Annotated in this window: 15 protein-coding genes; 1 reads left to right on the forward strand and 14 read right to left on the reverse strand. The window is 74.0% G+C overall.

Annotated elements, in window-relative coordinates; all coding sequences use genetic code 11:
* From ACSDG8_RS05505 to ACSDG8_RS05540, 8 genes are all read right to left on the reverse strand, one after another.
* Entirely contained in the window at positions 1–1,185 is a 1,185-nt protein-coding gene (locus ACSDG8_RS05505) for a peptidase M50 (RefSeq protein WP_210897572.1), read from the reverse strand.
* Positions 1,182–2,234: a lantibiotic dehydratase C-terminal domain-containing protein gene (locus ACSDG8_RS05510; RefSeq protein ID WP_210897575.1), complete on the reverse strand. Its 1,053-nt coding sequence runs from the start codon at positions 2,232–2,234 to the stop codon at positions 1,182–1,184. The genes ACSDG8_RS05505 and ACSDG8_RS05510 overlap by 4 nt, the downstream gene beginning before the upstream one ends.
* On the reverse strand, positions 2,231–4,963 hold the full coding sequence (locus tag ACSDG8_RS05515; protein ID WP_210897577.1) for a lantibiotic dehydratase: 2,733 nt from the start codon (positions 4,961–4,963) through the stop codon (positions 2,231–2,233). Before ACSDG8_RS05515 ends, ACSDG8_RS05510 begins: the two co-directional genes overlap by 4 nt.
* Positions 4,960–6,552, reverse strand: coding sequence for a SagB family peptide dehydrogenase (locus ACSDG8_RS05520; RefSeq protein WP_439427724.1), 1,593 nt, complete (start codon positions 6,550–6,552; stop codon positions 4,960–4,962). Before ACSDG8_RS05520 ends, ACSDG8_RS05515 begins: the two co-directional genes overlap by 4 nt.
* Positions 6,553–6,560: 8 nt before the next feature.
* Positions 6,561–8,435: a TOMM precursor leader peptide-binding protein gene (locus tag ACSDG8_RS05525; RefSeq protein ID WP_439427725.1), complete on the reverse strand. Its 1,875-nt coding sequence runs from the start codon at positions 8,433–8,435 to the stop codon at positions 6,561–6,563.
* Positions 8,432–10,591: a TOMM precursor leader peptide-binding protein gene (locus ACSDG8_RS05530; RefSeq protein ID WP_210897582.1), complete on the reverse strand. Its 2,160-nt coding sequence runs from the start codon at positions 10,589–10,591 to the stop codon at positions 8,432–8,434. The genes ACSDG8_RS05525 and ACSDG8_RS05530 overlap by 4 nt, the downstream gene beginning before the upstream one ends.
* A complete protein-coding gene (locus ACSDG8_RS05535) occupies positions 10,588–12,306 on the reverse strand; it encodes an AfsR/SARP family transcriptional regulator (RefSeq protein ID WP_374223565.1) in 1,719 nt (572 codons plus the stop codon). The genes ACSDG8_RS05530 and ACSDG8_RS05535 overlap by 4 nt, the downstream gene beginning before the upstream one ends.
* Before the next feature lie 82 nt (positions 12,307–12,388).
* On the reverse strand, positions 12,389–12,649 hold the full coding sequence (locus tag ACSDG8_RS05540; RefSeq protein ID WP_073827715.1) for a hypothetical protein: 261 nt from the start codon (positions 12,647–12,649) through the stop codon (positions 12,389–12,391).
* Between the two features lie 399 nt (positions 12,650–13,048).
* On the opposite strand from ACSDG8_RS05540, the gene ACSDG8_RS05545 reads away from it, so the two are divergent.
* On the forward strand, positions 13,049–13,966 hold the full coding sequence (locus ACSDG8_RS05545) for a helix-turn-helix domain-containing protein (protein WP_210897729.1): 918 nt from the start codon (positions 13,049–13,051) through the stop codon (positions 13,964–13,966).
* Positions 13,967–14,028: 62 nt separating this feature from the next.
* Here ACSDG8_RS05545 and pheT read toward each other — a convergent pair whose 3' ends face one another.
* The 6 genes from pheT to infC form a co-directional block, all read right to left on the reverse strand.
* The gene (pheT, locus tag ACSDG8_RS05550) at positions 14,029–16,575 is read right to left on the reverse strand and encodes a phenylalanine--tRNA ligase subunit beta (protein WP_210943148.1); all 2,547 of its coding nucleotides are present in this window, start codon (positions 16,573–16,575) and stop codon (positions 14,029–14,031) included.
* A 26-nt stretch (positions 16,576–16,601) separates the two neighbouring features.
* A complete protein-coding gene (gene pheS, locus ACSDG8_RS05555) occupies positions 16,602–17,663 on the reverse strand; it encodes a phenylalanine--tRNA ligase subunit alpha (RefSeq protein WP_210897586.1) in 1,062 nt (353 codons plus the stop codon).
* A 167-nt stretch (positions 17,664–17,830) separates the two neighbouring features.
* Complete coding sequence (locus ACSDG8_RS05560; RefSeq protein ID WP_210943147.1) at positions 17,831–18,715, reverse strand: TrmH family RNA methyltransferase; 885 nt, start codon at positions 18,713–18,715, stop codon at positions 17,831–17,833.
* 32 nt (positions 18,716–18,747) lie between these two features.
* Positions 18,748–19,140, reverse strand: coding sequence for a 50S ribosomal protein L20 (gene rplT / locus ACSDG8_RS05565; RefSeq protein WP_043324928.1), 393 nt, complete (start codon positions 19,138–19,140; stop codon positions 18,748–18,750).
* 32 nt (positions 19,141–19,172) lie between these two features.
* Complete coding sequence (gene rpmI, locus ACSDG8_RS05570) at positions 19,173–19,367, reverse strand: 50S ribosomal protein L35 (RefSeq protein WP_026267805.1); 195 nt, start codon at positions 19,365–19,367, stop codon at positions 19,173–19,175.
* A 19-nt stretch (positions 19,368–19,386) separates the two neighbouring features.
* Entirely contained in the window at positions 19,387–20,034 is a 648-nt protein-coding gene (infC, locus tag ACSDG8_RS05575) for a translation initiation factor IF-3 (RefSeq protein ID WP_073827710.1), read from the reverse strand.
* Between the last annotated feature and the right edge of the window lie 179 nt (positions 20,035–20,213).

Below are 20,213 nucleotides of genomic sequence, written 5' to 3' on the forward strand. Positions count from 1 at the left end.
TCACGCCTTTCGCTTGTGGGCTTCGATGTTCTGCTGGTGTGACGGAGAGGACCGGCCCGCGGGGGCGGCACGCCGGGGCCGGGCCAGCCAGCCGGCGAGCGTCAGCGCGACGACCGCGGCGGGCACGACGTGTCCGATTACGCCCAGTGTCGACTCCAGGAGCGCGCCGGCGAGGTAGACCACACAGGCGGCCACCGCCACGGCGGCGAACAGCCACCACAGGCCGTACAGACCGAGGCGTACGGCGGCCGGCCTCGGGTAGCGGACACGGCCGCGGCGGGCCAGCCGGCCGAGAGCGGTGTACAGGTAGCGGCGGCTCTCCGGCGCCAGGTCCAGCGTGTCCAGGAGGTGGCTGGCCATCTTGTAGCCGTCCAACGGTGGGAGCGGCACGAAGTTGACAGCGGTCTGCACGGCGGCGACCAGCACGTACGCGCTGAACAGGTGGCCGGCGAAAGCGCCCGGCAGGGCGGCGAGGAGCGCGCCGACGAGCAGCAGCACCATCCCGTTCGCCACCCCGCCGGCGGCGGCGATCACCGCCTGGTCCCGCCGCCTCGGCAGGAAGGCGTAGTCCTCGATCCGGCAGGTGAGCGTGATCAGGTTGATCCGCTCGACGGTGGCGCCGAGACGGACCGCGGTCAGCGCGTGCGCGAACTCGTGGACGGCCGCGCCCGCCCAGGCGAGCAGCCCGAGCAGGAGCAGGCTGAGCGGGTCCGTGAACGCCGGGCGGGCCGCCTGCCACAGCGGGCCGGCGTACCAGGCGACGGCCGCCAGCAGCGCCGCCACCAGCAGGCCCCACCCGGCGACCGACGCGGGGCTCAGCAGCCGGCCCAGCAGCCGGGCCCACCTGTCGAGCCGGTCGTGCCGAGCCGCCGGGGCCGCCTGCGGCTCCCCGGGCCCGCCGACGAGCAGTCCCCGCTCGTGCAGCAGCCACAGCAGCCGCACCCAGTGGTCGTCGCCGAGCCGCCGGCCGTACGCGGCCGCGTACTCGTCGCCCACCTCCCCCAGGGAACGGACCCCGTCCAGCCGGCGCACCAGGAACCGTTCCTTGTCCGACAGCTCGAACGCCCGGCCGCTGCGCCGGTCCTTGACCAGGTGCACGGTGGCCGGGCCCCGGCTCAAGGGGCGGGAGAAGAGCAGGTCCTCGCGCAGGCGGGGACGCTTGCCGAGCAGCGCCGGGCTGGTCACGCCGCCACCGCCGGCTCCCGCAGCACCCGGGCGAGCAGATAGGACAGGTACGCCTCGTCGCGGATGGTGGCGTGCAGCCGGTTGTTCGTCATGTGCAGGTACGGCGAGAGCAGCGCGGCCAGCGCCTCGGCCGGGTCGGTGACCACCCGTTCCCCGCTGCCGCCCCACGACCGGAGCGTCAGCCGGCCGGACGCGGCCAGCCCGAGCACCCGCTCCCGGAGCTCCCCGGCGTGCTCGGCCCAGCCGCGCAGGAAGCCGGGCAGGTGCGCGACGTCCCCCCGCGCCACCAGGTCGAGGATGCGTTCGACCCGCGGTCCCAGCTCCGGCGCGACCCCGTCGTACATCCGGCGGTACTCCTCGGCCCCGATCAGCTCGGTGCCGGCGAACGCCCGGTGCCAGAAGTGGTGGTAGCGGTCGAGGAAGTCGACCAGTTCCGCCCGGTCCGGCAGGAACGTCCCGGCCAGCACCGTCATCAACTGGGCGGCAGTGCCCAGCAGCACCGGTCGCAGGTGCAGGTTCATCGTCGCGAGGGCCCGCAGCACGACGTCGCTGGAGTGCCGGAAGTGCCACTCGGCGACCTCGATGCCGTCGGGCCCGCCGTACTTTCCGTACTCCGGCTCGTAGGGCCGGTAGCTGACCGAGTTGTTGGGTTGCAGCAGCATCTGGCCGTTGTCGTCGACCAGTTCCGCCGGTCGTCCGCCCGGGAACTCCAGGGCGAACAGGATGTCGTAGAGCTCGCGCAGATAGCCGGTGCCCATTGCGTACAGGGCGGGGCGGGTGGTGAGGAACCGGTGGATCGCCGCCTCGGCCAGCGCCCGCACCGCCGGCTCGTCCGACGGGGTACGGGGCCGCAGGCGCAGCCGCACGTGCGGCCCCTCCAGCCAGTAGTTGATGAAGAAGTGCCCGGCGAGCAGGTTCCGGTCGGTGAGCTCGCGGATCAGTGGCGCCACACACTCCACGAGCAGCGGCTGCGGGTTGGCGGCGTAGAACACGTGCAGCGCCAGCCAGTCCCCGCGGGGGTCGGCGGGCGCGGCGGCCGACACGGTCATCGGATCCTCCCAGGATCGGTGCGGAAGGTCTCCACGGCCAGCTCACAGACGTGGCCGCCGTGCTCGCCGCGGGCCGTCAACTCGTCGGCGGCCGGCAGCATCTCGCGCAGCACCACCCGGTCGTCGCCGGCGTCGAGCGAGGCCCGCAGCGCCTGCAGCGACAGCGGGCTGTCGAAGTCCACGTACTGCGGTTTCGGATTGGTCCCGGCGCGGGCCGCGCCGGACGGGTGGACGGTGGCGAAGACCCGGGCCGGCACGTCGTGCGCGGCCCGCCACCGCCGCCAGCGCAGGAATGCCTCGGCGTCAGCGCCCGGGTCGCCGGTCTGCGGCAGGTCGCCGGCCCGCGCCGACCAGCTGCGGCGGCTGAGCACCACGTTGCCGGCGCGCAGCCGGGGCCGGGTCGTCACGCCGTCGCGGGCGGGCCCGGCGGGCACGCCCCGCCACGGATCCAGCCGCACCATCGACGCCGGCGAGAGCAGCAGCAGGGTACGCGGGATCTGCGGCAGCGCCATCGGCACCAGATAGCCGAGGTAGACCGGGATCACCTCACGGTCGAGGCGGGTGGAGCGCAGCACCACCCGGTCCGTGCCGGGGTCGTGCACCAGGTGCAGGTCGTCGAGGGTGAGCTGCCGGTCCGGCTCGACGTCGCTGGTCTCCCCCGGGCAGACGATGACGTGGTCGGTGAGCCGGTCGTGCAGGTTGAGGTTGGTCGTGGCCGCCCCGCCGGTCAGCTCGGCGAAGACCGCGCCCGGCGGTGCGACGGACCGGGCCTGCGCGCGCAGCCGCTCGGCGAGACCCGGCGCGTCCCCGGCGAAACAGTGGGTGAACCGGCTGAACGGGAAGGACAGCCCGCCGAAGGACTGGTTGAGCACCAGCAGCGGCTCCGATCCGCGCGACGCCACCTGCACGAAGTGCCCCTGCGGGCGGAACCCGCCGGCGGCGCCACCGAGCAGTTCGCCCACCTCGTCGAGGAGCGCGTCCGGCAGTGGCAGCTCGGTCCGCCCCGGATCCGCCGCCACCAGCCGGCGCAGCCGGTCGGCGAACGCCTGCCGAGCCGCGTCCAGCGCGGTCATCTCGGGCCGGCCCAGCCAGTTCTCCTCCGGCGTGTAGCTGCCGTCCTCGGCGAACGACCGGCGGCCGGAGACGTAGGAGGCGTACTGGTCGTAGAGGTCGTCGTGGAAGTCCTCCACCAGCCGCAGCAGATCGTCGCACCGGCCGCCGACGCCGAACCGGGCCAGGAAGAAGCCATGGAACATGATCCGGTGCGGCAGGTTCTGGTCGAACGCGGGCAGCACCCGTTCCACCGCGGCCAGTTCGTCGCCGGCCAGCCGCCGCCAGGCGGACGCGCTGACCGGCAACGGCGCGCCGCCGATCCGGCTGTCCTCGTAGAGCAGGGTCTGCGGCAGCTGCGGATCCGGTTCGCCGAGGTCCACCATGGTCGCCCGCACCGCCGCCCGCAGCTCGTGCCTCACCTGCCGGCGCCGGGCCAGGTCCCCCTCGCGGTAGGCGTCCACGAGCTCGCCGATCGCGGTGAGGCGGGCGGCGGTCCGGGCCGCCCACGGGCGGTCCAGGCCGGACAGCGCGCCGGCCAGCGCCCGGACCGGGTCGGCGCGGTGCACGTCGACTTCGAGGCCGACCAGGCGCAGCATGCCCAGGCTCAGCAGGGTGGACAGGTACGCCTGCCCGTCGGCCGGGCCCGCGCCGGTCAGCTCGCACAACCGGTCGACCAGTTCGCCCCCGCGGATCGTGCCCCGCCGCTGCAACAGCGCGGTCAGCTCGTCGAGGACGCCGCTGCGGCGCAGGAAGAACAACCCGTCCCGGACCGAGTCGAAGCTGACCGCGGCGCTGTCGTCGCCGGCGGTCACCCAGTGCCGCACGTAGCGGATCCGCTCGGCGTCACGCCGCCAGCCCGGGCTCAGCGCCACCGGCAGGTCGCCGCGCCGCACCGGGTCGGCGCTGATCAGGTCGGCGATCCGGCCGACCAGCACGACGTTGAGCCGCACGTGCCGCTGCCACCGCTCCCCCACCGTCAGCCCGAGATCCTCGGCGTCGTCGTCGAAGCGGCCGAGCGCGACCGCAGTGAAGGTGCTGAACGGGCTGGTCTTGCAGGCGGTGCGATAGAGGTAGGACAGCAGTGAGCGCTCGACGCGCCGGGCGCGCTTGTTCGCGGGGCGGCCCGGGTCCGGCGGGACCCCGGTGGCGAGCTGCTGGTCCAGCGTGGGCGAGGCGAGCTGGAGCCCTCCGCGCAGCCGGGGCTCGTCGGCCAGCTCCCACAGTCGCCGGCGGGACCGGGCGACGTCGGCGGCGAACACGGCCGCGCCGTCGTGTTCCAGCCGGGCCAGCCGCTGCCGGGCGCCCAGCCACCGCCGCACGTCCGACGCGGACCCGGCGCGGATGCGCTCGGCCACTGCGAGAGCCGGTTCCGGGTCGGCGGGCAGCACGTTGTTGTGCACCTGCCGGCGCAGCGCCAGCAGCCGGCGGCGAGCCTCCTCGTCGTCGTTGCCCTTGATCAGGTCGTGCAGCAGGTCGCCGACCCGGGCGCCGTCGGCGGCGAGCCGGTCCCGCAGCGCGAGGACCTCCTCGGCCCAGTCGGCCGCGCTGGGACAGCGCAGGCCGTCGACGGTGGACAGCGGCAACCCGGCGATCCGGGCGATGAACCAGTCGCCGGTGCGCCAGTCAAGGGTCGCGGCGGACGTCCGCGCGCTCGGCGCGGGCACTGTCGCCGTCATGACAGCTCGTATCGGTAGTCGCCGAGCCCCGGCCGGTCGTGCCCGGCCAGCATGATCAGCAGCGGGAACTCACCGGTGTCCTCGAGCGCCAGTTCCTCCACGTAGGAGACGCTGTCGAAGCCCAGCGCCACCCCGGCGCCGAGGCGCAGCGCGGCGGCCGCCGTGTAGAAGGTCTGCGAGATCGCCCCCACTGTGGCGTTTACCAGGTTGTAGCCACGGTCGCCGGTGGCGTCGAGCACCGCGTGGGTGCGGACGGTGGGCACCAGGACGACAGCGGCCTGCTCCAGGTTGTAGTTGGCCAGGAAGTAGTTGCGCTGCAGGAACCGGCCGGGTGGTCCGTCGGTGACGGGGACCAGGGCATGGCTGCCCGGTTCGTACTCGTAGCCGCCGGCGGGCACGCCGTCGACGTGGTTGACGAACGCGTAGAGCTTCGCCAGCGGCCGGTCCGCCGGCCCGTCGATCTCGCTGGGCACGGTGGTGGCGGCGGTCGCGCTCAGAAGCGCGGCGAGCTGACCGGCGGAGATCCTCCGGCTGGCCAGGAACCGGCCGAAGCTGCTGCGCCGACGGGCCAGGGCCACGCCGACCGGCATGTCCATGGGCGCGGCGGGCGGCAGCGCGAGATGCCCGGCGCTGGTGCGCGCCGGGAGCGCGCCGGCGTCCGCGAGCACGCCGGCCGGCGGTCGCCGCACCGCCGCGGCGGTGCTGCGGTTGACCCGTTGCAGGATGTCGAAGTCGAGCCGGGTACGCGAGCGTTCCCGGTCGGTGTGCCGGACCCGGACCGGGGCCGGTGGCGCCGCCTCGACCCGGTCGGCACTGTCGTGATCCGCCCAGGTGAGCGGCACGACGGCGAAGAGCGCCTCGGCGTCGGGGTCCAGGCCGAGCAGGTCGGCGACGGCGGCCTGGTCGAACCAGAGGACCGGCCGGATCCGCCGGCCCTGGCCCCCGGCCCACAACCGCCAGGTCTGCAACAGGGTGCCCACGTCCATCGACACGGCGTGGTACGAGAAGTTGTTGTACTTGAACGCGTTCTGCCAGAACTTGACGCCGATCACCAGGAACTGGGTGGCCGGCTCCGGCCGGCCGACCGCCGCGTTGAGCCGGTCGGTGACGTCCCCGGCCAGCAGCCGTTGCATGGCCTGCCGGGCGTGGGCGTAGTAGTAGACGCCGGGTGCGACATCCGCCCCCGGCCCGGCGACCCAGTAGACGCTGCACGGGTAGAGACCGCCGCCCGAGGCGGTGCCCCGGTGCCAGTTGGCGTGCGCGTACGAGGAAAGCCCGGCCAGGTCGGTGTTGGCCTGCACGCCCAGCCGCCGGCCGAGCAGCCCGTAGGAGTCGCGCAGCATGCCGGCGAGCAGGCGCGTGGTGAACGGCTCGTCGGCGTCGCCGTCCGGCCGTAGCGCCGCGTCGAGCGGGGCGTCCGCCGACGCCGGTTCCGGCAGCGGAAAGGCCGGCGCGTGCGGGTAGTACTTGCCGCGGCGGGGCGCGTCCGCCCAGTCGGGGGTGAAGTCGGCCGGGGGCATCGGCTCCCGGCCGCGGCGCAGGATCGCCGTCGCGTACACGTGGGCGTAGCCTGCGGTTTCGGACGTCATGGCGCACCTCACGGGAACGGGTGGGGAACGGAGTGGATCTCGTCGTCGCGCAGATCACGGTCGAGGAGTCCGGCGGCGCGGAAGGCGGTACGCAGCCGGGGCGCGTGGGGCGCGCGCTGGCGCATCCAGCCGAAGTCGATGGGCAGCAGGCCCGGCACCAGCACGCTCGCCGTGGCCAGCCCCAGGTCGTGCTGCTCGGGTGTGGTCTGGTCGACGGCGATCACGTCGAACCCGTGCCCGGTGACCGCCCCGAGGCAGTACTCCAGGTCGTCCCGCAGGTCGTCGGCCACCGGCGGGGCGGGACGGTCCGGCCCGTACAGGTCGGTCATCGCGACCGGCGGGCGGCCGTTGTCCAGCAGGAACCCGGCGTGCCGTCGCATCTCCGGCAGCCCGTACAGCAGCGGATGGTCGTGCAGGCCGCGTACCTGGGAGAAGTCGTTCACCATGGTGCGCAGCCGCGGTTCGTCGGCGCCGGCGCGCAGCCGCACCATCACCGAGTCGGTGGCGATCTCGCACAGCGCCGCGGTGACGGCGGCCTGCGGGTCGAGGCTCGCGCCGCCGCCGAAGGCGAGGGCGCCGAGGCCGTTGTCCTCCCGTACGGCGACCGCAGTCACCACCGGGATGTCGAAGGTCATCCGGGCGTCGAAGAACCGGGCCCGGTAGCCGTACATGGCCAGCCGGTCGATCATCAGCCGGGTCTGCCGCCGGTCGATGGTGGCCGCGTCGATCTCCGGCAGGGCCCGCCCGCCGTACCAGGCCAGCAGGAACGCGTCGCGTTCGATCGCCTCCATCAGGCCGTGGTAGACGGCTTCCACCAGGGAGCCGCCCGACGCGCACCCGTTCGAGGTCTCCTGGACGAAGCGTTCCTCCACGCCGGCGGCGTGGTAGTAGACCAGGACCTCGGGCACCAGCACGGCCCGCCGGTCGCGCAGCGACCATCCCCAGACCCAGCTGATCGGCCGGTCCGGGTCGAAGCGGTGCACGTACGGGTTGGCCCGGTAGAAGTCGTCGGCGTAGACGCCGCACTCGCGCGGGTCGAGGGCGTCGCCGTCCAGTTCCCGCATGGTGGCGGTGACCACGGTGCGCTTACGTCGCGGGCGCAGCCCGGCGGCGCGTTCCAGTCCCTCCAGCACCGCGACGCGGGTGCTGCGCCGGAAGCCGTCGGTGTGTCCGCCGTAGAGCGTCTCGCGCAGGTAGCGGCCGCTGCGCAGGGTGAACGAGCCGATCGCCGGCGCGGTGGACAGCGAGGTCAGGTCCTGCCACAGGGTCGAGCCGAGCGCCCCGCACACCGGGTTGGCGAAGGCCTCCACGTCCAGCGGGTAGTCGTCGAGGTTCCGGCCCCGGAAACCGGCCGGGTCGCTCTTGGCGGTGGGCGTCAGCTCGATCGGGGCGAGATCGCTGGTGTCCGGGACGGCGCCGCCGCAGGCCGGGCACTCCGGGTCCGCCACCAACGGAACCCGGCGTACCCGCAGGGTCTGCAGGTCGACCTGGAGCACCGCGGCCGGGCCGCCCGCCGCCGGGGCGCCGCCGTGATGGGCCGCGAACAGGGCGGCCAGGAGGTCCGCGACGAGCGCGATCGCGTACGGCCACGGGCCGGCCGCCCGGGTGTCGCCGCCCAGCTCGACGGCGTCCCGCAGGTCACTGTGCCGCACCGCCTGCCAGCGCCGCGCCAGGCAGGTCGCGCAGGCGCCCGTGGACGCCGCCGGGCCGAGCAGGACCACGTGCCCGTAGACCAGCAGGCGGGGTCTGCCGGCCGGGCCGGCCGGAGCGGCCAGCTCGTCGCGTACGCCCAGGGCGACCACCTCGGCGGGGCAGCCGCGCTCGGCCAGCAGCCGTGCCAGCCCGGCGCAGACCAGCTCGTCGGTTCCGGCGATGTGGCTCACCGGCTCTCCTGGGCGGTGAGCAGAACCTTGACCGCGACCAGCCCGCCGGCGGCCAGGTCCGGGCCGCCCACCGGCGCCACCAGCACGTCGTGTCCCCGGTCGCGCAGCCCTTGGCGCACCTGTGACCAGCTCAGCGCGGCGCCGTCGGCCGGTGTCGGGTCCCCCACCGCGAGCGTGCCCGCGTCGAACTCGTCCAGCAGCGCGTCACCGGTGTCCGGCGTGATCGCCGGATCCTGTGCGCGCAGCGCCGCCTGGCCCAGCACGTCCCGCAGCGCCGCTCCGGCCGCGACCGCGTGGACCGGGTCTCCCGCCACGGCGTACCGCCAGTGGCCGTCGGTCTGGTCGAGGTAGCGGGCCAGCAGCACGCTCAACCCGCCCTCCGCCGCGCCGGAGAGGTCGAGCAGTTCCACGGCGATCCCCAGGTTCGCCGCCGACTTGCTCAGGAAGACCAGTTCCGGGTCGGCGCCGCGGGTGTCCAGGCGTACCTGCCGCGCGGTGGACCGGCCGTCGACGACCGCGCGCAACGCGCGGTACGCCAGCGCGGAGGCCAGACCGCACCGCACCGCCTCGGCGAGGTCACCGCCGGCGCCGCCGCCGGCACTGGTCGGCTCCGCGCCGCGGGCACGGTTGGCCGCGCCGAACGGCTCCAGCACCGCGGCCGGCACCGCCGCCGCCGCGCCGGTCAGCAGTGAGCGGGCCGCCGCCCAGCCGCCCCCGCCCGGCTCGGCCCAGCCGGAGTCGAGGCCGAGCCGGGCGGCGTCCGAGCGCGGCGCGTCGGCGGCGGGCGGGCGGAGGACTGCCGCCTGACCGGTGACCGTCACCGCGGCGGCCCGCAGCGCCCGCAGCCGGGCCGCGGCGACGTGGTGCACGTCGAACGCGTGGACGGTACGGCGGAGACCGCCCGGATCGGTGAGGTCGACCGCGCCGATCTTGATCGGGGTCTGGTCCCAGCGCTCGTCGTCGTAGCGACGGAACACGCCCACGTGCGGCTGGAGCAGCGGCTGGTGGGCGGCGAGCCGTGCCACGGCCGCCTCGGCCCGCGCGGACTCGTCGGCGGCGTCGGCGACCGGCTCGTCCAGTACGAGATCCACAGTCGACGGCTCCGGCGACTCCGGCCGGCAGAAGGCGCACCGCGGGTGGGTGAGCAGCGGCTCGGTCAGCACGTCGAGCGAGGCCAGGTGCTGCACGATCACCGCGCCGTCGGTCTCCGCGGGCAGCGCGCCGGTGGCGAGCCGGAAGACCTCGTACGCGAGCAGGTTGCCGACCATCGCGGCCAGCGGCCCGTCCGGCTCGGCGGCGACCGGCGCGGACCCGGCGGGCAGGGCGGCGGCGCGCCACACCGTGGCTGCCGCGCCGGTGTCGTCGTTGTCGGTGAGCCGGTTCATGGCGCAGCACCAGCACCCCCGGCGTCCGGCGCCCTGCACCGGGCCGACGAGCATCCGTTCCCCGCAGACCCAGGCCGGCAGGAGCAGCCGGCCGGCCGGGATGCCCGCCGCGAGCAGCCGCAGCGTGTCGCGGGGCGCGCCGTCACCGGCCGCCACCACCACGAGGTCGGCGTCGAGGTCGGCCCAGCCCACGTCGCCGTCGGGCAGTTCGCCGACGGTGGCCGGACATCCCGCCTCGGTCAGCGCGGCCAGCTCGTCGGCGAGGCCGGGCGCGACAGTGGCGCGCACTGTCACCCCGGCGGCGCCGTTGCGCAGCAGGGCGGTGGCACAGGACCGGGCGACGGGACCGTCGCCGAGCACCGCCACCCGGGTGTCGCGGAAGGCGGCGAAGCGGTGCGCCGGCCGGTCGACGTAGTGGTCGACGTAGGCGACCTGAGCGGCGAACGCCGCGGCCACGGCCGGGTCGAGAACCGTCTCCGGGTCCTCCTCGACCGGTACGTCCCGGGCGAAGCCCCGCCCGTAGAGCGCGTCGACCAGCTCGCCGATCATGTCGCGCTGGGCGGGCGGCAGCGGCCGGCAGATGTCGGCGACCCGGTTGCGCCCGTTCAGGTGCGGCACGAGCAGCGCCGCCAACCGGTAGGCGGTGCCGGAGGACAGCCGGAAGCCGCTGCTGGCGTTGTGGAACAGCACTCCGTCCTCGGTGCGGGTGAACAGCACGTCGTGTCGCATCCGCGGCCGGGTCTGAGCCACCGTCTCGTAGGCAGTGCTCATCCGTGGGTTCCCTTCTTCACTCGATCGGGGGTCGTTCTCCGGCCGGCCACGCCGTGCGCGTGCCGCCGCAGCAGGCCACGGATCCGGTACTGGTCCGCGGCCTCTTCCATCAGGCTCTGGTCGACGAGGTCGTCGAGCAGCTCACCGGCGCGGACCTGGTCGACGTCGAGCAGCCCGGCGGCGGCAGGAACGGTGATGGTTCCCGGCGCTTCGGCCAGCCGCAGGAAGACGTCGGCGAGCACGTCACCGGCCCGGGTCAGCGCCTCGTCGAGCCGGCCGGCCAGGGACATCTCCGGGTCGCCGGGCAGGCTCAGCCGTCCGATCGGATCGGCGCCCAGCCACCCGACCGCCTCGTCGAGGCTCATCCGGGCACGCAGCAGGACGCGGGTGGCGGCGATCCGCAGCGCCAGCGGCAGGTGTTCGCAGAGCGCCGCGAGCTCGGCCGCGGCCGACGACTCGGCCTGCACCCGTTCCGCTCCCAGCACGACCCCGAGCAGGTCAAGCGCCTCCTGCCGGTCGAGCGGCTCGACCCGGTGCAGCCAGCCGCCGAGCCGGGCGACCAGGGCGGACAGGCTGGGCCGGCTGGTCACCAGCAGCACGTCGTCCGGCCCCAGCACCTCCGGCAACCGCCGGGCCAGCGTCGCGTCGGCGACGTCGTCGGCCAGCAGCAGCCGGCGGCCGGTGGACGAGGCGGCGGGAGCGGCGGCGTCCGGGTCGCTCGGCTCCACCTGCCGCACGCCGCCGGGGAAGTCCTCGGCGACGAGGCCGGCGACGTGCTGCGCGAGGGCGGTCTTGCCGACGCCCGGCAGGCCGCTGAGCACCACGATGCGGGTTCCTCCGCGCAGCCGGTCGGCGAGGGTGCGGCACAGCGCCGCCCGGCCGACGAAACCCGCGACGGAGGTGGGCGGGCGGACGGATACCGCCGGCACGGGCCGGGGCGTCACCGCGACCACCGGCGCCGGCGCCTCTCCGCGCAGGATGGTCAGCTCCAACCGCCGCAGTCCCTCGCCCGGGCCGACGCCCAGTTCGTGGTCGAGGTGCTCCTTGATCCGGCGCACCTCGGTGAGCGCGTCGGCCTGCCTGCCGGTGCGGTACAGCACCTCGACGAGCCTCGCGGCGAAGCGCTCGTTCGCCGGATAGAGGCGGGTCGCGGTCCACAGGTCCACAAGCACCGACCGGTCACGACCCAACCCGATCTTGAGGTCGCAGAGTCGTTCGATGACCCGGACGCGTTCCTCGTTCAGCCGGGGTACGACGTCGCGGTGCAGCGCCTCCGACGGCACGTTCGCCAGCATCGGCTCGCTCCACAGGGCGAGCGCCTCCTCCAGCGTCGCCAGTTCCGTCTCCGGATCCGTCTCGGCGCGGGTCCGGCCGGTCAGCTCACGGAACCGCATCAGGTCGACGTTCTGCGGACCGGCGGTGATCCGGTAGCCGCCGGGCACCGTCCTGATCGCGTTCGCCGTCAGCCCGTGCCGCTGGAACAGCTGACGCAACCGCAACGCGCAGGTCTGCAACGCGGCGCGGGCCGATACCGGCGGGTCGTCGCCCCAGATCGCCTGCTGCAGCGTGGCCACGGACACCACCTCGTCGGGATGCAACAGCAGCGCCGCCAGCAGACAGGCCACCTTCGACGGCGGAAGCACCAGCGCGTCGGCGTCCGTGGTCAGGGTCAGCGGGCCGAGGACGCGAAAGGCGACGGCCGGCGTGGAGGCCACCGGCTCCGGATCACACCGGGGCGGACTCGCCACTTGCGCTTCCACCGTGATCCTCCCTTCGGGTTCATCCGAGGAGCACCGATCAGGTGACCGTCCACCCGCGTAGCGCGGGCACGCTCCGGATCGCGCGCTCACAGACGCGCTGCACGATGTAGTCGGAGATCGCCTGTTCGGAGGCGACGGTGAAGACCGCTACGGCGAGCCGTCCGGCGATCTCACGGGCATGGATGTGGCGGATGCCGTCGGCCACCGTGGCGTTGAGCCACAACAGGTCCGTCAGCTCGCCGGCGGAGAGGCCGCGGTCGTCATCCGGCGGCCGCAGCGCGAGCCGGGTGAGCAGCACGGCAAGCCTCCGGTGAGCCGGACCGCCCGGGTTCGCGCCTCGACGTCGCCCATCGTCGGCATGTCCGCATCGCCGCCCCTTCCGCATCGTCCCGCCGGCCGGCGGGTGTTGCATCGAGAGTGGTGCCTGACGACCGGCGCCGTCACGTCCCCGCGCACCGGCGGAACCGGCCGTGGCCGGTTCCGCCGCGCAGTCAGCCGCATAAATCAGGCATTTTCTGTCCGGCCTTGTAGATGCGCATGTCTAATGGCGGCTGTCACTGGCGTTAATGCCACGTACATCAATCTGTTATCTATCGCGAGGCTCGGCCTCCATTAGTGTGACCATCGAATCCCGGGGGGAGGGAACGTGATCGAGAGATTGGGGCTGTCGGCCACCGACGAGGCCGTCTACTGGGCGATGGTTGACAATCCGACATGGGATGTCGAGGACCTCGTCACCGGCCTGGACATGCCGGAGACGGCGGTCCACGACGCCCTCGCCGCGCTTGCCGACCACGCGATGATCCTGCCCTCGTCGAACCGGCCGGGCAGCCTGCGCGCGGTGAGCCCGCAGCTCGGCCTGCTCGTCCTGCTCGACCAGGCGGAGCAGCGTACGGTCGCTGAGCAGGCCCGGATCCAGGCGACCCGCGCTTCGGTGCTGGCCCGGGCGGCCAGCCAGGACGACAACGAACGGGAGGAGATCGTCCGCCTCAAGGGGGTCGACGAGCTGCGGGACCGGCTGTCCGAGCACGCCCGCACCGCCACCGAGAGTGTCATGATGCTGACCGGCGGCCCGGCAATTCCGCCGCAGATCAGGGAAAGTGGCGGGGCGCTGAGCCGGATGGCACTGGCTCGCGGCATCACCATCCGGCACATCTACCAGGAGACTGTTCTTCAGGACCCGGCTTCCTGCGCCTATGCCGAGGAGATGGCCAAATGCGGGGAGGCTAGCCGGGTCCTGCCGGGGGCCCCGGTGCGGATGACGCTGGTGGATCGCAGAATCGCTCTCCTGCCGATCGAATCGCACGTCGGCCGGGGTGCGGTGGAAATCCGCAGCGTGCGCCTGGTTTCCGCGCTCTGCCTGTTGTTCGACCTGTTGTGGGAGAAGGGCGTCCCGTTCCCCCGGTGGGCCGGCAGCGGCATCGACGGGCTGACCAAGCAGGCGAGCGCCATCCTGCGGCTGCTGCGCTGCGGGCGTACCGACGAGGCGATCGGCCGCCAGCTCGGCCTGTCCGAGCGCACCGTGCGCCGTACGGTCGCCGACATCATGAAGCGCCTCGACGCGGAGAGCCGCTTCCAGGCCGGTGTGGAAGCGGCTCTGCGCGGCTGGATCTGACCGCGCCGGCGGGCAACCGACTCCGGGAGCCGGTTGCCCGCGACCTCAGGGCGGCGGGCCGGTCAGGCCCCGCGCAGGGCGGCGCCGAAACGCTCGGCGGCGACAGCGACCGCAGCGTCCCGCGCGGCCACCGCCTCCTCGCCCGCGAGGGTCCGGTCCGGGGCCCGGAACGTCAGCTTGTACGCCAGCGACTTGCGCCCCTCGCCGAGCTGCTCGGAGGTGTAGACGTCGAACAGCCGGACGTCCTCCAGCAGCGGGCCCGCCCCCTCGACCAGCGCCGCCCGCACCTCGGCGGCCGGCACCGAGTCGTCCACCACGAGCGCCACGTCGATCAGCGCCGGCGGGAACGTGGAGATGGTCGGTCCGGCGGCCAGCGGCGCGGCGGGCAGCGCGTCCAGGTCCAGCTCCATGGCGCTGGTGCGCCGGGGCAGCTCCAGCGCGGCCAGCACGGCCGGGTGCAGCTCACCGGCGTGGCCGACGACCACGTCGTCCACCACAAGTTCGGCGCAGCGGCCCGGGTGCCAGGGCGCGCGTTCCCCGGCCCGTACCGTCACCCGGTCGGCGGGGATGCCGGCGGCGTCGAGCACGGCCCGGCCCGACTCGATCGCGTCCGCCCAGCCGGCCGTGCGGCCCGCGCCCCACCAGCCGGCCGGCTCGATCTCGCCGGTGAGCGCGACCGCGACGTGGCGCGGCTGGGCGGGCACCACCGCGTCGGCGGCGGCGAACTCCTCGTCGGTGGGCCGCCGGTCCACGCCCATCGCGGGCGGGGCGCCCGCGCCGGGACGCGGGTGGAAGACGGTGCCGATCTCGTAGATCGCCACGTCCCGCTGACCGCGGCCGACGTTGCGCTTGACGATGCCGAGCAGCGGGCCGAGCAGCGTGGTGCGCAGCAGCGGCTCCTCCTCCGACAGCGGGTTCGCCAGGCGTACCGCCGGACGGCGCGGGTCGTCGGCGGGCAGGCCGAGCTGGTCGACCAGTTCCGGCGCGACGAACGGCTGCGCCAGCACCTCGACGTAGCCGCGCTCGGCGAGGGAGCGGGCGACGGCGCGACGGCGCTGCTGCTGCCAGGTCAGGCCCCGGCCGGGCGGCGCGGTGGGCAGCACCGACGGCACGCGGTCGTAGCCGTCGAGGCGTACCACCTCCTCCACCAGGTCGGCCGGGTCGGTCAGGTCGGGCCGCCAGCTCGGCGGCGTCACGGTCAGCACCGCGCCGCCCCCGGCGGCCGTGCCGACGGTGCCCGGATCCTCGGCGAGCCGGTCCGCGCCGCGGGCGACGGCGCAGCCGACCTGCTCCAGCAGCTCCACCACGCGGTCCGGCGAGTAGGTCACGCCGACGCGCCGCGAGGGCAGGTCCACCGGCAGGGTCACCGGCGTACGCGGCGCGACGTGGTCGATGTCGAGCACCTCCTCGCCGGCCGTGCCACCGGCCAGATCGGTGAGCAGCCGGACCGCCTTGTCCAGCGCGACCAGCGGCAGCGCCGGGTCCACACCCCGCTCCCACCGCTTCGCGGCCTCGCTGAACAGCTTGTGCCGCCGCGCGGTGCGCCCGACGGTGGCCGGGTCCCAGTGTGCCGCCTCGAACAGCACGTTGGTGGTGGAGGCGAGCACCTCGCTGGTCTCGCCGCCCATCACCGCCGCCAGCGAGATCGGACCGGTCTCGTCGCAGATGACCAGGTCCTCGGCGGACAGCGTGCGGTTCACCCCGTCCAGCGTGGTCAGCTTCTCCCCCGCCTCGGCGCGGCGCACCACGAGCGGCCCGGCGATCCGGTCCGCGTCGAACGCGTGCATCGGCTGGCCGAGTTCGAGCATCAGGTAGTTGGTGATGTCGACGGCGAGCGAGATGCTGCGCACGCCGGCCACGGTGAGCCGCTGCCGCATCCAGCCCGGCGTCTCGACGGTCGGGTCGACGCCGCGCACCATCCGCGCCGCGAACCGGTCGCAGCCGACCGGGTCGCGGACCTCCACCGGGTACGCCGGCTCGGCGGTCGCGCCCGGCGCGGGCGCGTCGGCCGGGTCGCGGAACGGCACGCCGAGCGCGTGCGACAGCTCCCGGGCGATGCCCCGGACGCTCAGCGCGTACCCGCGGTCCGGGGTGATCTCCATCTCGACCACGACGTCGTCCAGGCCGACGACGGGCCGGGCGTCCTCGCCGGGCTGGGCCTTGACGTCCTCGGGCAGCACGACGATGCCGGAGTGGTCGTCGCCGAGCCCCAGCTCCTGCGCCGAGCAGATCATGCCGTGGGAGTTGCGCCCGTACGTCTTGCGCGCGCCGATGGCGAACCCGCCCGGCAGCACCCCGCCGGGGAGGATCACCACGACCTTGTCGCCCACTGCGAAGTTGCGCGCCCCGCAGACGATCTCCTGCGGCTCGCCGGTGCCGTTCGCGGCGCCGACGTCCACCCGGCAGAAGCGGATCGGCTTCTTGAAGCCGGTCAGCTCCTCGATCTCCAGGACCTCGCCCACGACCAGCGGGCCGCTCACCGACTCGCGCAGGTCCACCACGGACTCGACCTCGATGCCGAGGTCGACCAGCGCCTGCTCCAGGTCGCCGGTGGGCAGGTCGGCCGGCAGGTCCACGTACTCGCGCAGCCAACTGACAGAAACTCGCATGACTGTTAAACCACCGTTCCCGTAGCTCAGGCGCCGAACGCGCGGGTGAACCGCACGTCGCCCTCGGCCATGTCCCGCATGTCGCTGACGCCGTGCCGGACCATCACGGTCCGGTCGATGCCCATGCCGAACGCGAATCCGGAGTAGACCTCCGGGTCGATGCCGCAGGCGCGCAGCACCCGCGGGTTGACCATGCCGCAGCCGCCCCACTCGACCCACTGCGGACCGTCCCGGTGCTCCGGGAACCACACGTCGAACTCGGCCGACGGCTCGGTGAACGGGAAGTAGTGCGGCCGCCAGCGGGTCTTCGCGCCCTCACCGAACATGGCCCGGGCGAAGTGGTCGAGCGTGCCGCGCAGGTGCGCCATGGTGATGCCCTTGTCCACCACCAGGCCCTCGACCTGGTGGAAGACCGGCGCGTGGGTGGCGTCCAGCTCGTCGGTGCGGTAGACCCGGCCGGGCACCACCACGTAGATCGGCGGCTTGCGGCTGAGCATGGTGCGCGCCTGCACCGGCGACGTGTGCGTGCGCAGAACAAGGCCCGAGCCTTCGGGTGCGATGTGGAACGTGTCCATCAGACCGCGCGCCGGGTGGTCGGCCGGGATGTTCAGCGCGTCGAAGTTGGTCCACTCCAGCTCGACCTCGGGGCCCTCGGCCACCTCGTAGCCCATGCCGATGAACAGGTCGCTGATCTGCTCCATCAGCACGCTCAGCGGGTGGCGGGCGCCGCGCGGCCGGCGGTCGTAGGGCAGGGTCACGTCGACCCGCTCCTCGACCAGCACCCGCGCGGCCCGCTCCCGGTCCAGGATCTCCTGCCGGGCGGCGTACGCGGCGTCGATGGCCCGGCGGGCCTCGTTGACCCGCTTGCCGGCGTCGGCCTTCGCGGCCGGCGGCAGCGCGCCGATCTCCCGGCGCGCCAGCGACACCGGGGACCGGTCGCCGAGGTGCGCGGGGCGCAGCGCGGCGAGCGCGTCCGGGTCGGCGGCGGCGGCGAACGCCTTCTCGGCGTCGGTCACGGCCTGGGCCAGGGCGTCCGGGTCGAGCAGGGCGACCTGCTTCGGGTCGTACGGATCGTTGCGGTAGCTCATGGTGAACGGGCACTCCCTCACGGCGGCGCCGACCCTCACGGGTGGCTAGGCGAGTCTACGGACGCGCGGCTTCGCCGCAGCCCGCCGGTGGGGAGTCGCGCAGGGGGAAGGTCAGGCCCGCCGCCCGCCGACACCGGCGGGCTGGCTAAACGAACGCCGTGGCGCGTTCATGACGAGGCGGACTCCCCTGCTGTGTCTCGCGTGCCCCGGGGGACACGCAGTGCTCTGGCGGAAGAATACAGGCACACGGCCGCTGCCGCAGCCAGGTTCAGGCTCTCCGCGCGCCCGTGCAGCGGCACACGCACCCGGGCGTCGGCGGCGGCGGTCAGCTCCTCGGGCAGGCCGTGTGCCTCGGAGCCGAACAGCCAGGCGGTCGGGGCGGCCAGCCGTCCTGCGTCGGCGAGGTCGTCCAGGTCGCTGTCGCCGTACCCGGTGGTGGCGAAGATCGTGAGGCCGGCGGCCCGCAGCGCCTCGACGGCCGCGAGCGGGTCGGCGGCGCGCACCACGTCGACGTGGAAGAGGCTGCCGGCGGAGGCCCGCACGCACTTGCCGTTGTACGGGTCGACGGCTTCGCCGGCGAACACCACGGCGCCCGCGCCCGCCGCGTCGGCGGTGCGCAGCACGGTGCCGGCGTTGCCCGGGTCACGGATGCCGGCGAGCACCGCGACCAGGCGCGGCCCGCGCGCCACGGCCTGCTCCAGGGGCACGTCGAGGTGCCGGCAGAGGGCCACCAGGCCCTGCGGGGCGACGGTCTCGGCGAGCGCGGCCAGCGCGTCGTCGGTGACCTCGGAGACCGGCACGTCGGCCCGGGCGGCGGTGGCGGCGAGGTCGGCGTACCGGTCCAGCGCCGCCGGGGTGCCGAACAGCTCGACCACGGTGCCGTCGCGGGCGAGCGCCTCCCGGACGGCCTGCGGCCCTTCGGCCAGGAACCGGCCGGCCTGCTCGCGGTCGCGCCGGCGGTGCAGCCGGCGGGCCGCCGCGACCCTGGGGGTACGCGTGGTGAACGGGCCGGGAACGGCGTCGAGGCGCCTCCCCTGCGACTGTGACTGCATGGGAGACGCCTCGATCTGCCGTACGGGGTGGGTCAGGCGGCCTGAGCCGCGGCGCCACCGGTGCCCTCGGCCGCCACGGCGGCGCGGGCCAGCTCGACGATCGCCGCGAACGAGGCGGCGTCGTTGACGGCCATGTCGGCCAGGATCTTCCGGTCGACCTCGATGCCGGCCAGGCGCAGGCCCTGGATCAGCCGGTTGTAGGTCAGGCCGTTGGCCCGGGCGCCGGCGTTGATCCGCTGGATCCAGAGCTGCCGGAAGTCGCCCTTGCGGTCGCGACGGTCCCGGTAGGAGTACTGCATCGAGTGCAGCACCTGCTCCTTGGCCTTGCGGTAGAGCCGGGAGCGCTGACCGCGGTAACCGCTCGCGGTCTCCAGCAGGGTACGACGCTTCTTCTGGGCGTTCACAGCCCGCTTGACGCGTGCCATCTCAACTCCTTCTTCGGTTCAGGTGGCTCGCGTCAGCGGCCGAGCAGCTTCTTGATGCGCTTGACGTCGGCCTTGGCCAGCTCGACGGTGCCGGTCAGCCGACGGGTCTGGGTGCTGGGCTTCTTCTCCAGGTTGTGGCGAAGGCCGGCCTGCTGGGCAACGATCTTGCCCTTGCCGGTCACCTTGACCCGCTTGCCCATACCCGTGTGGCTCTTCATCTTCGGCATTGGAACGTCTTCTCCCCTGTTACTGGCCGCTGGTCTCAGCGGTCGTGCCGGTCTCGCCGGCTGCTGCGGTCTCGCCCGCCGGGGTCTCGCCGGTCGCCGGAGCGCCCGATTCCTCCGCAGCCCGGTCGCGCGGTCCACCGCGGGACGCCGTGGCGGCGACCGCGGAGGCCTTCACGGCCCGGTGCGGAGCGAGAACCATGATCATGTTTCGGCCGTCCTGCTTCGGCGCGGCCTCGACGTATCCCAGTTCCGTGATCTCGGATTCGAGCCGGCGCAGGAGCCGGTAACCCAGCTCCGGGCGGCTCTGCTCCCGACCGCGGAACATGATCGTCACCTTGACCTTGTCGCCCGCCTTGAGGAACCGCACCACGTGACCCTTCTTGGTCTCGTAGTCGTGCGGGTCGATCTTCGGCCGGAGCTTCATCTCCTTGATGACGGTTTGCTGCTGGTTACGCCGCGCTTCGCGCGCCTTGAGTGCGCTCTCGTACTTGAACTTGCCGAAGTCCATGAGCTTGCACACCGGCGGGCGCGCCATCGGCGCAACCTCGACCAGGTCCAGGTCGACGTCCGCGGCCAGCTGCAGGGCGCGCTCCAGCGGGACGATGCCCACCTGCTCACCCTCAGGACCGACCAGTCGGACCTCACGTGCCCGGATCTGCTCGTTCACGCGTGGTTCGACGCTGATGGGGCCTCCTCGAGTCGAGTCTTCTACAGTGCCGACTCCACGGGCTCCCGGGCGGGAGCCGACTCGGAAAGCAGAAGGCCCCGGCGTATGCCAGGGCCCACTCGACCGGTCGGCACGATCACAGGATCGCGCATCCGGCGCCGGGACGTGCCCGAAACCGG

Origin of the sequence: Micromonospora sp. LA-10 (assembly GCF_051853095.1) — a bacterium.
Taxonomy (GTDB): domain Bacteria; phylum Actinomycetota; class Actinomycetes; order Mycobacteriales; family Micromonosporaceae; genus Micromonospora; species Micromonospora echinospora_A.

Excerpts from the sequence above, each read along its gene's own strand:
- ACSDG8_RS05510 (WP_210897575.1), bottom strand. The coding sequence starts at position 2,234 with ATGACCGTGTCGGCCGCCGCGCCCGCCGACCCCCGCGGGGACTGGCTG.
- ACSDG8_RS05515 (WP_210897577.1), bottom strand. The coding sequence starts at position 4,963 with ATGACGGCGACAGTGCCCGCGCCGAGCGCGCGGACGTCCGCCGCGACC.
- ACSDG8_RS05520 (WP_439427724.1), bottom strand. The coding sequence starts at position 6,552 with ATGACGTCCGAAACCGCAGGCTACGCCCACGTGTACGCGACGGCGATC.
- ACSDG8_RS05530 (WP_210897582.1), bottom strand. The coding sequence starts at position 10,591 with ATGAGCACTGCCTACGAGACGGTGGCTCAGACCCGGCCGCGGATGCGA.
- ACSDG8_RS05545 (WP_210897729.1), top strand. The coding sequence starts at position 13,049 with ATGGTTGACAATCCGACATGGGATGTCGAGGACCTCGTCACCGGCCTG.
- pheT (WP_210943148.1), bottom strand. The coding sequence starts at position 16,575 with ATGCGAGTTTCTGTCAGTTGGCTGCGCGAGTACGTGGACCTGCCGGCC.
- pheS (WP_210897586.1), bottom strand. The coding sequence starts at position 17,663 with ATGAGCTACCGCAACGATCCGTACGACCCGAAGCAGGTCGCCCTGCTC.
- ACSDG8_RS05560 (WP_210943147.1), bottom strand. The coding sequence starts at position 18,715 with ATGCAGTCACAGTCGCAGGGGAGGCGCCTCGACGCCGTTCCCGGCCCG.
- rplT (WP_043324928.1), bottom strand. The coding sequence starts at position 19,140 with ATGGCACGCGTCAAGCGGGCTGTGAACGCCCAGAAGAAGCGTCGTACC.
- rpmI (WP_026267805.1), bottom strand. The coding sequence starts at position 19,367 with ATGCCGAAGATGAAGAGCCACACGGGTATGGGCAAGCGGGTCAAGGTG.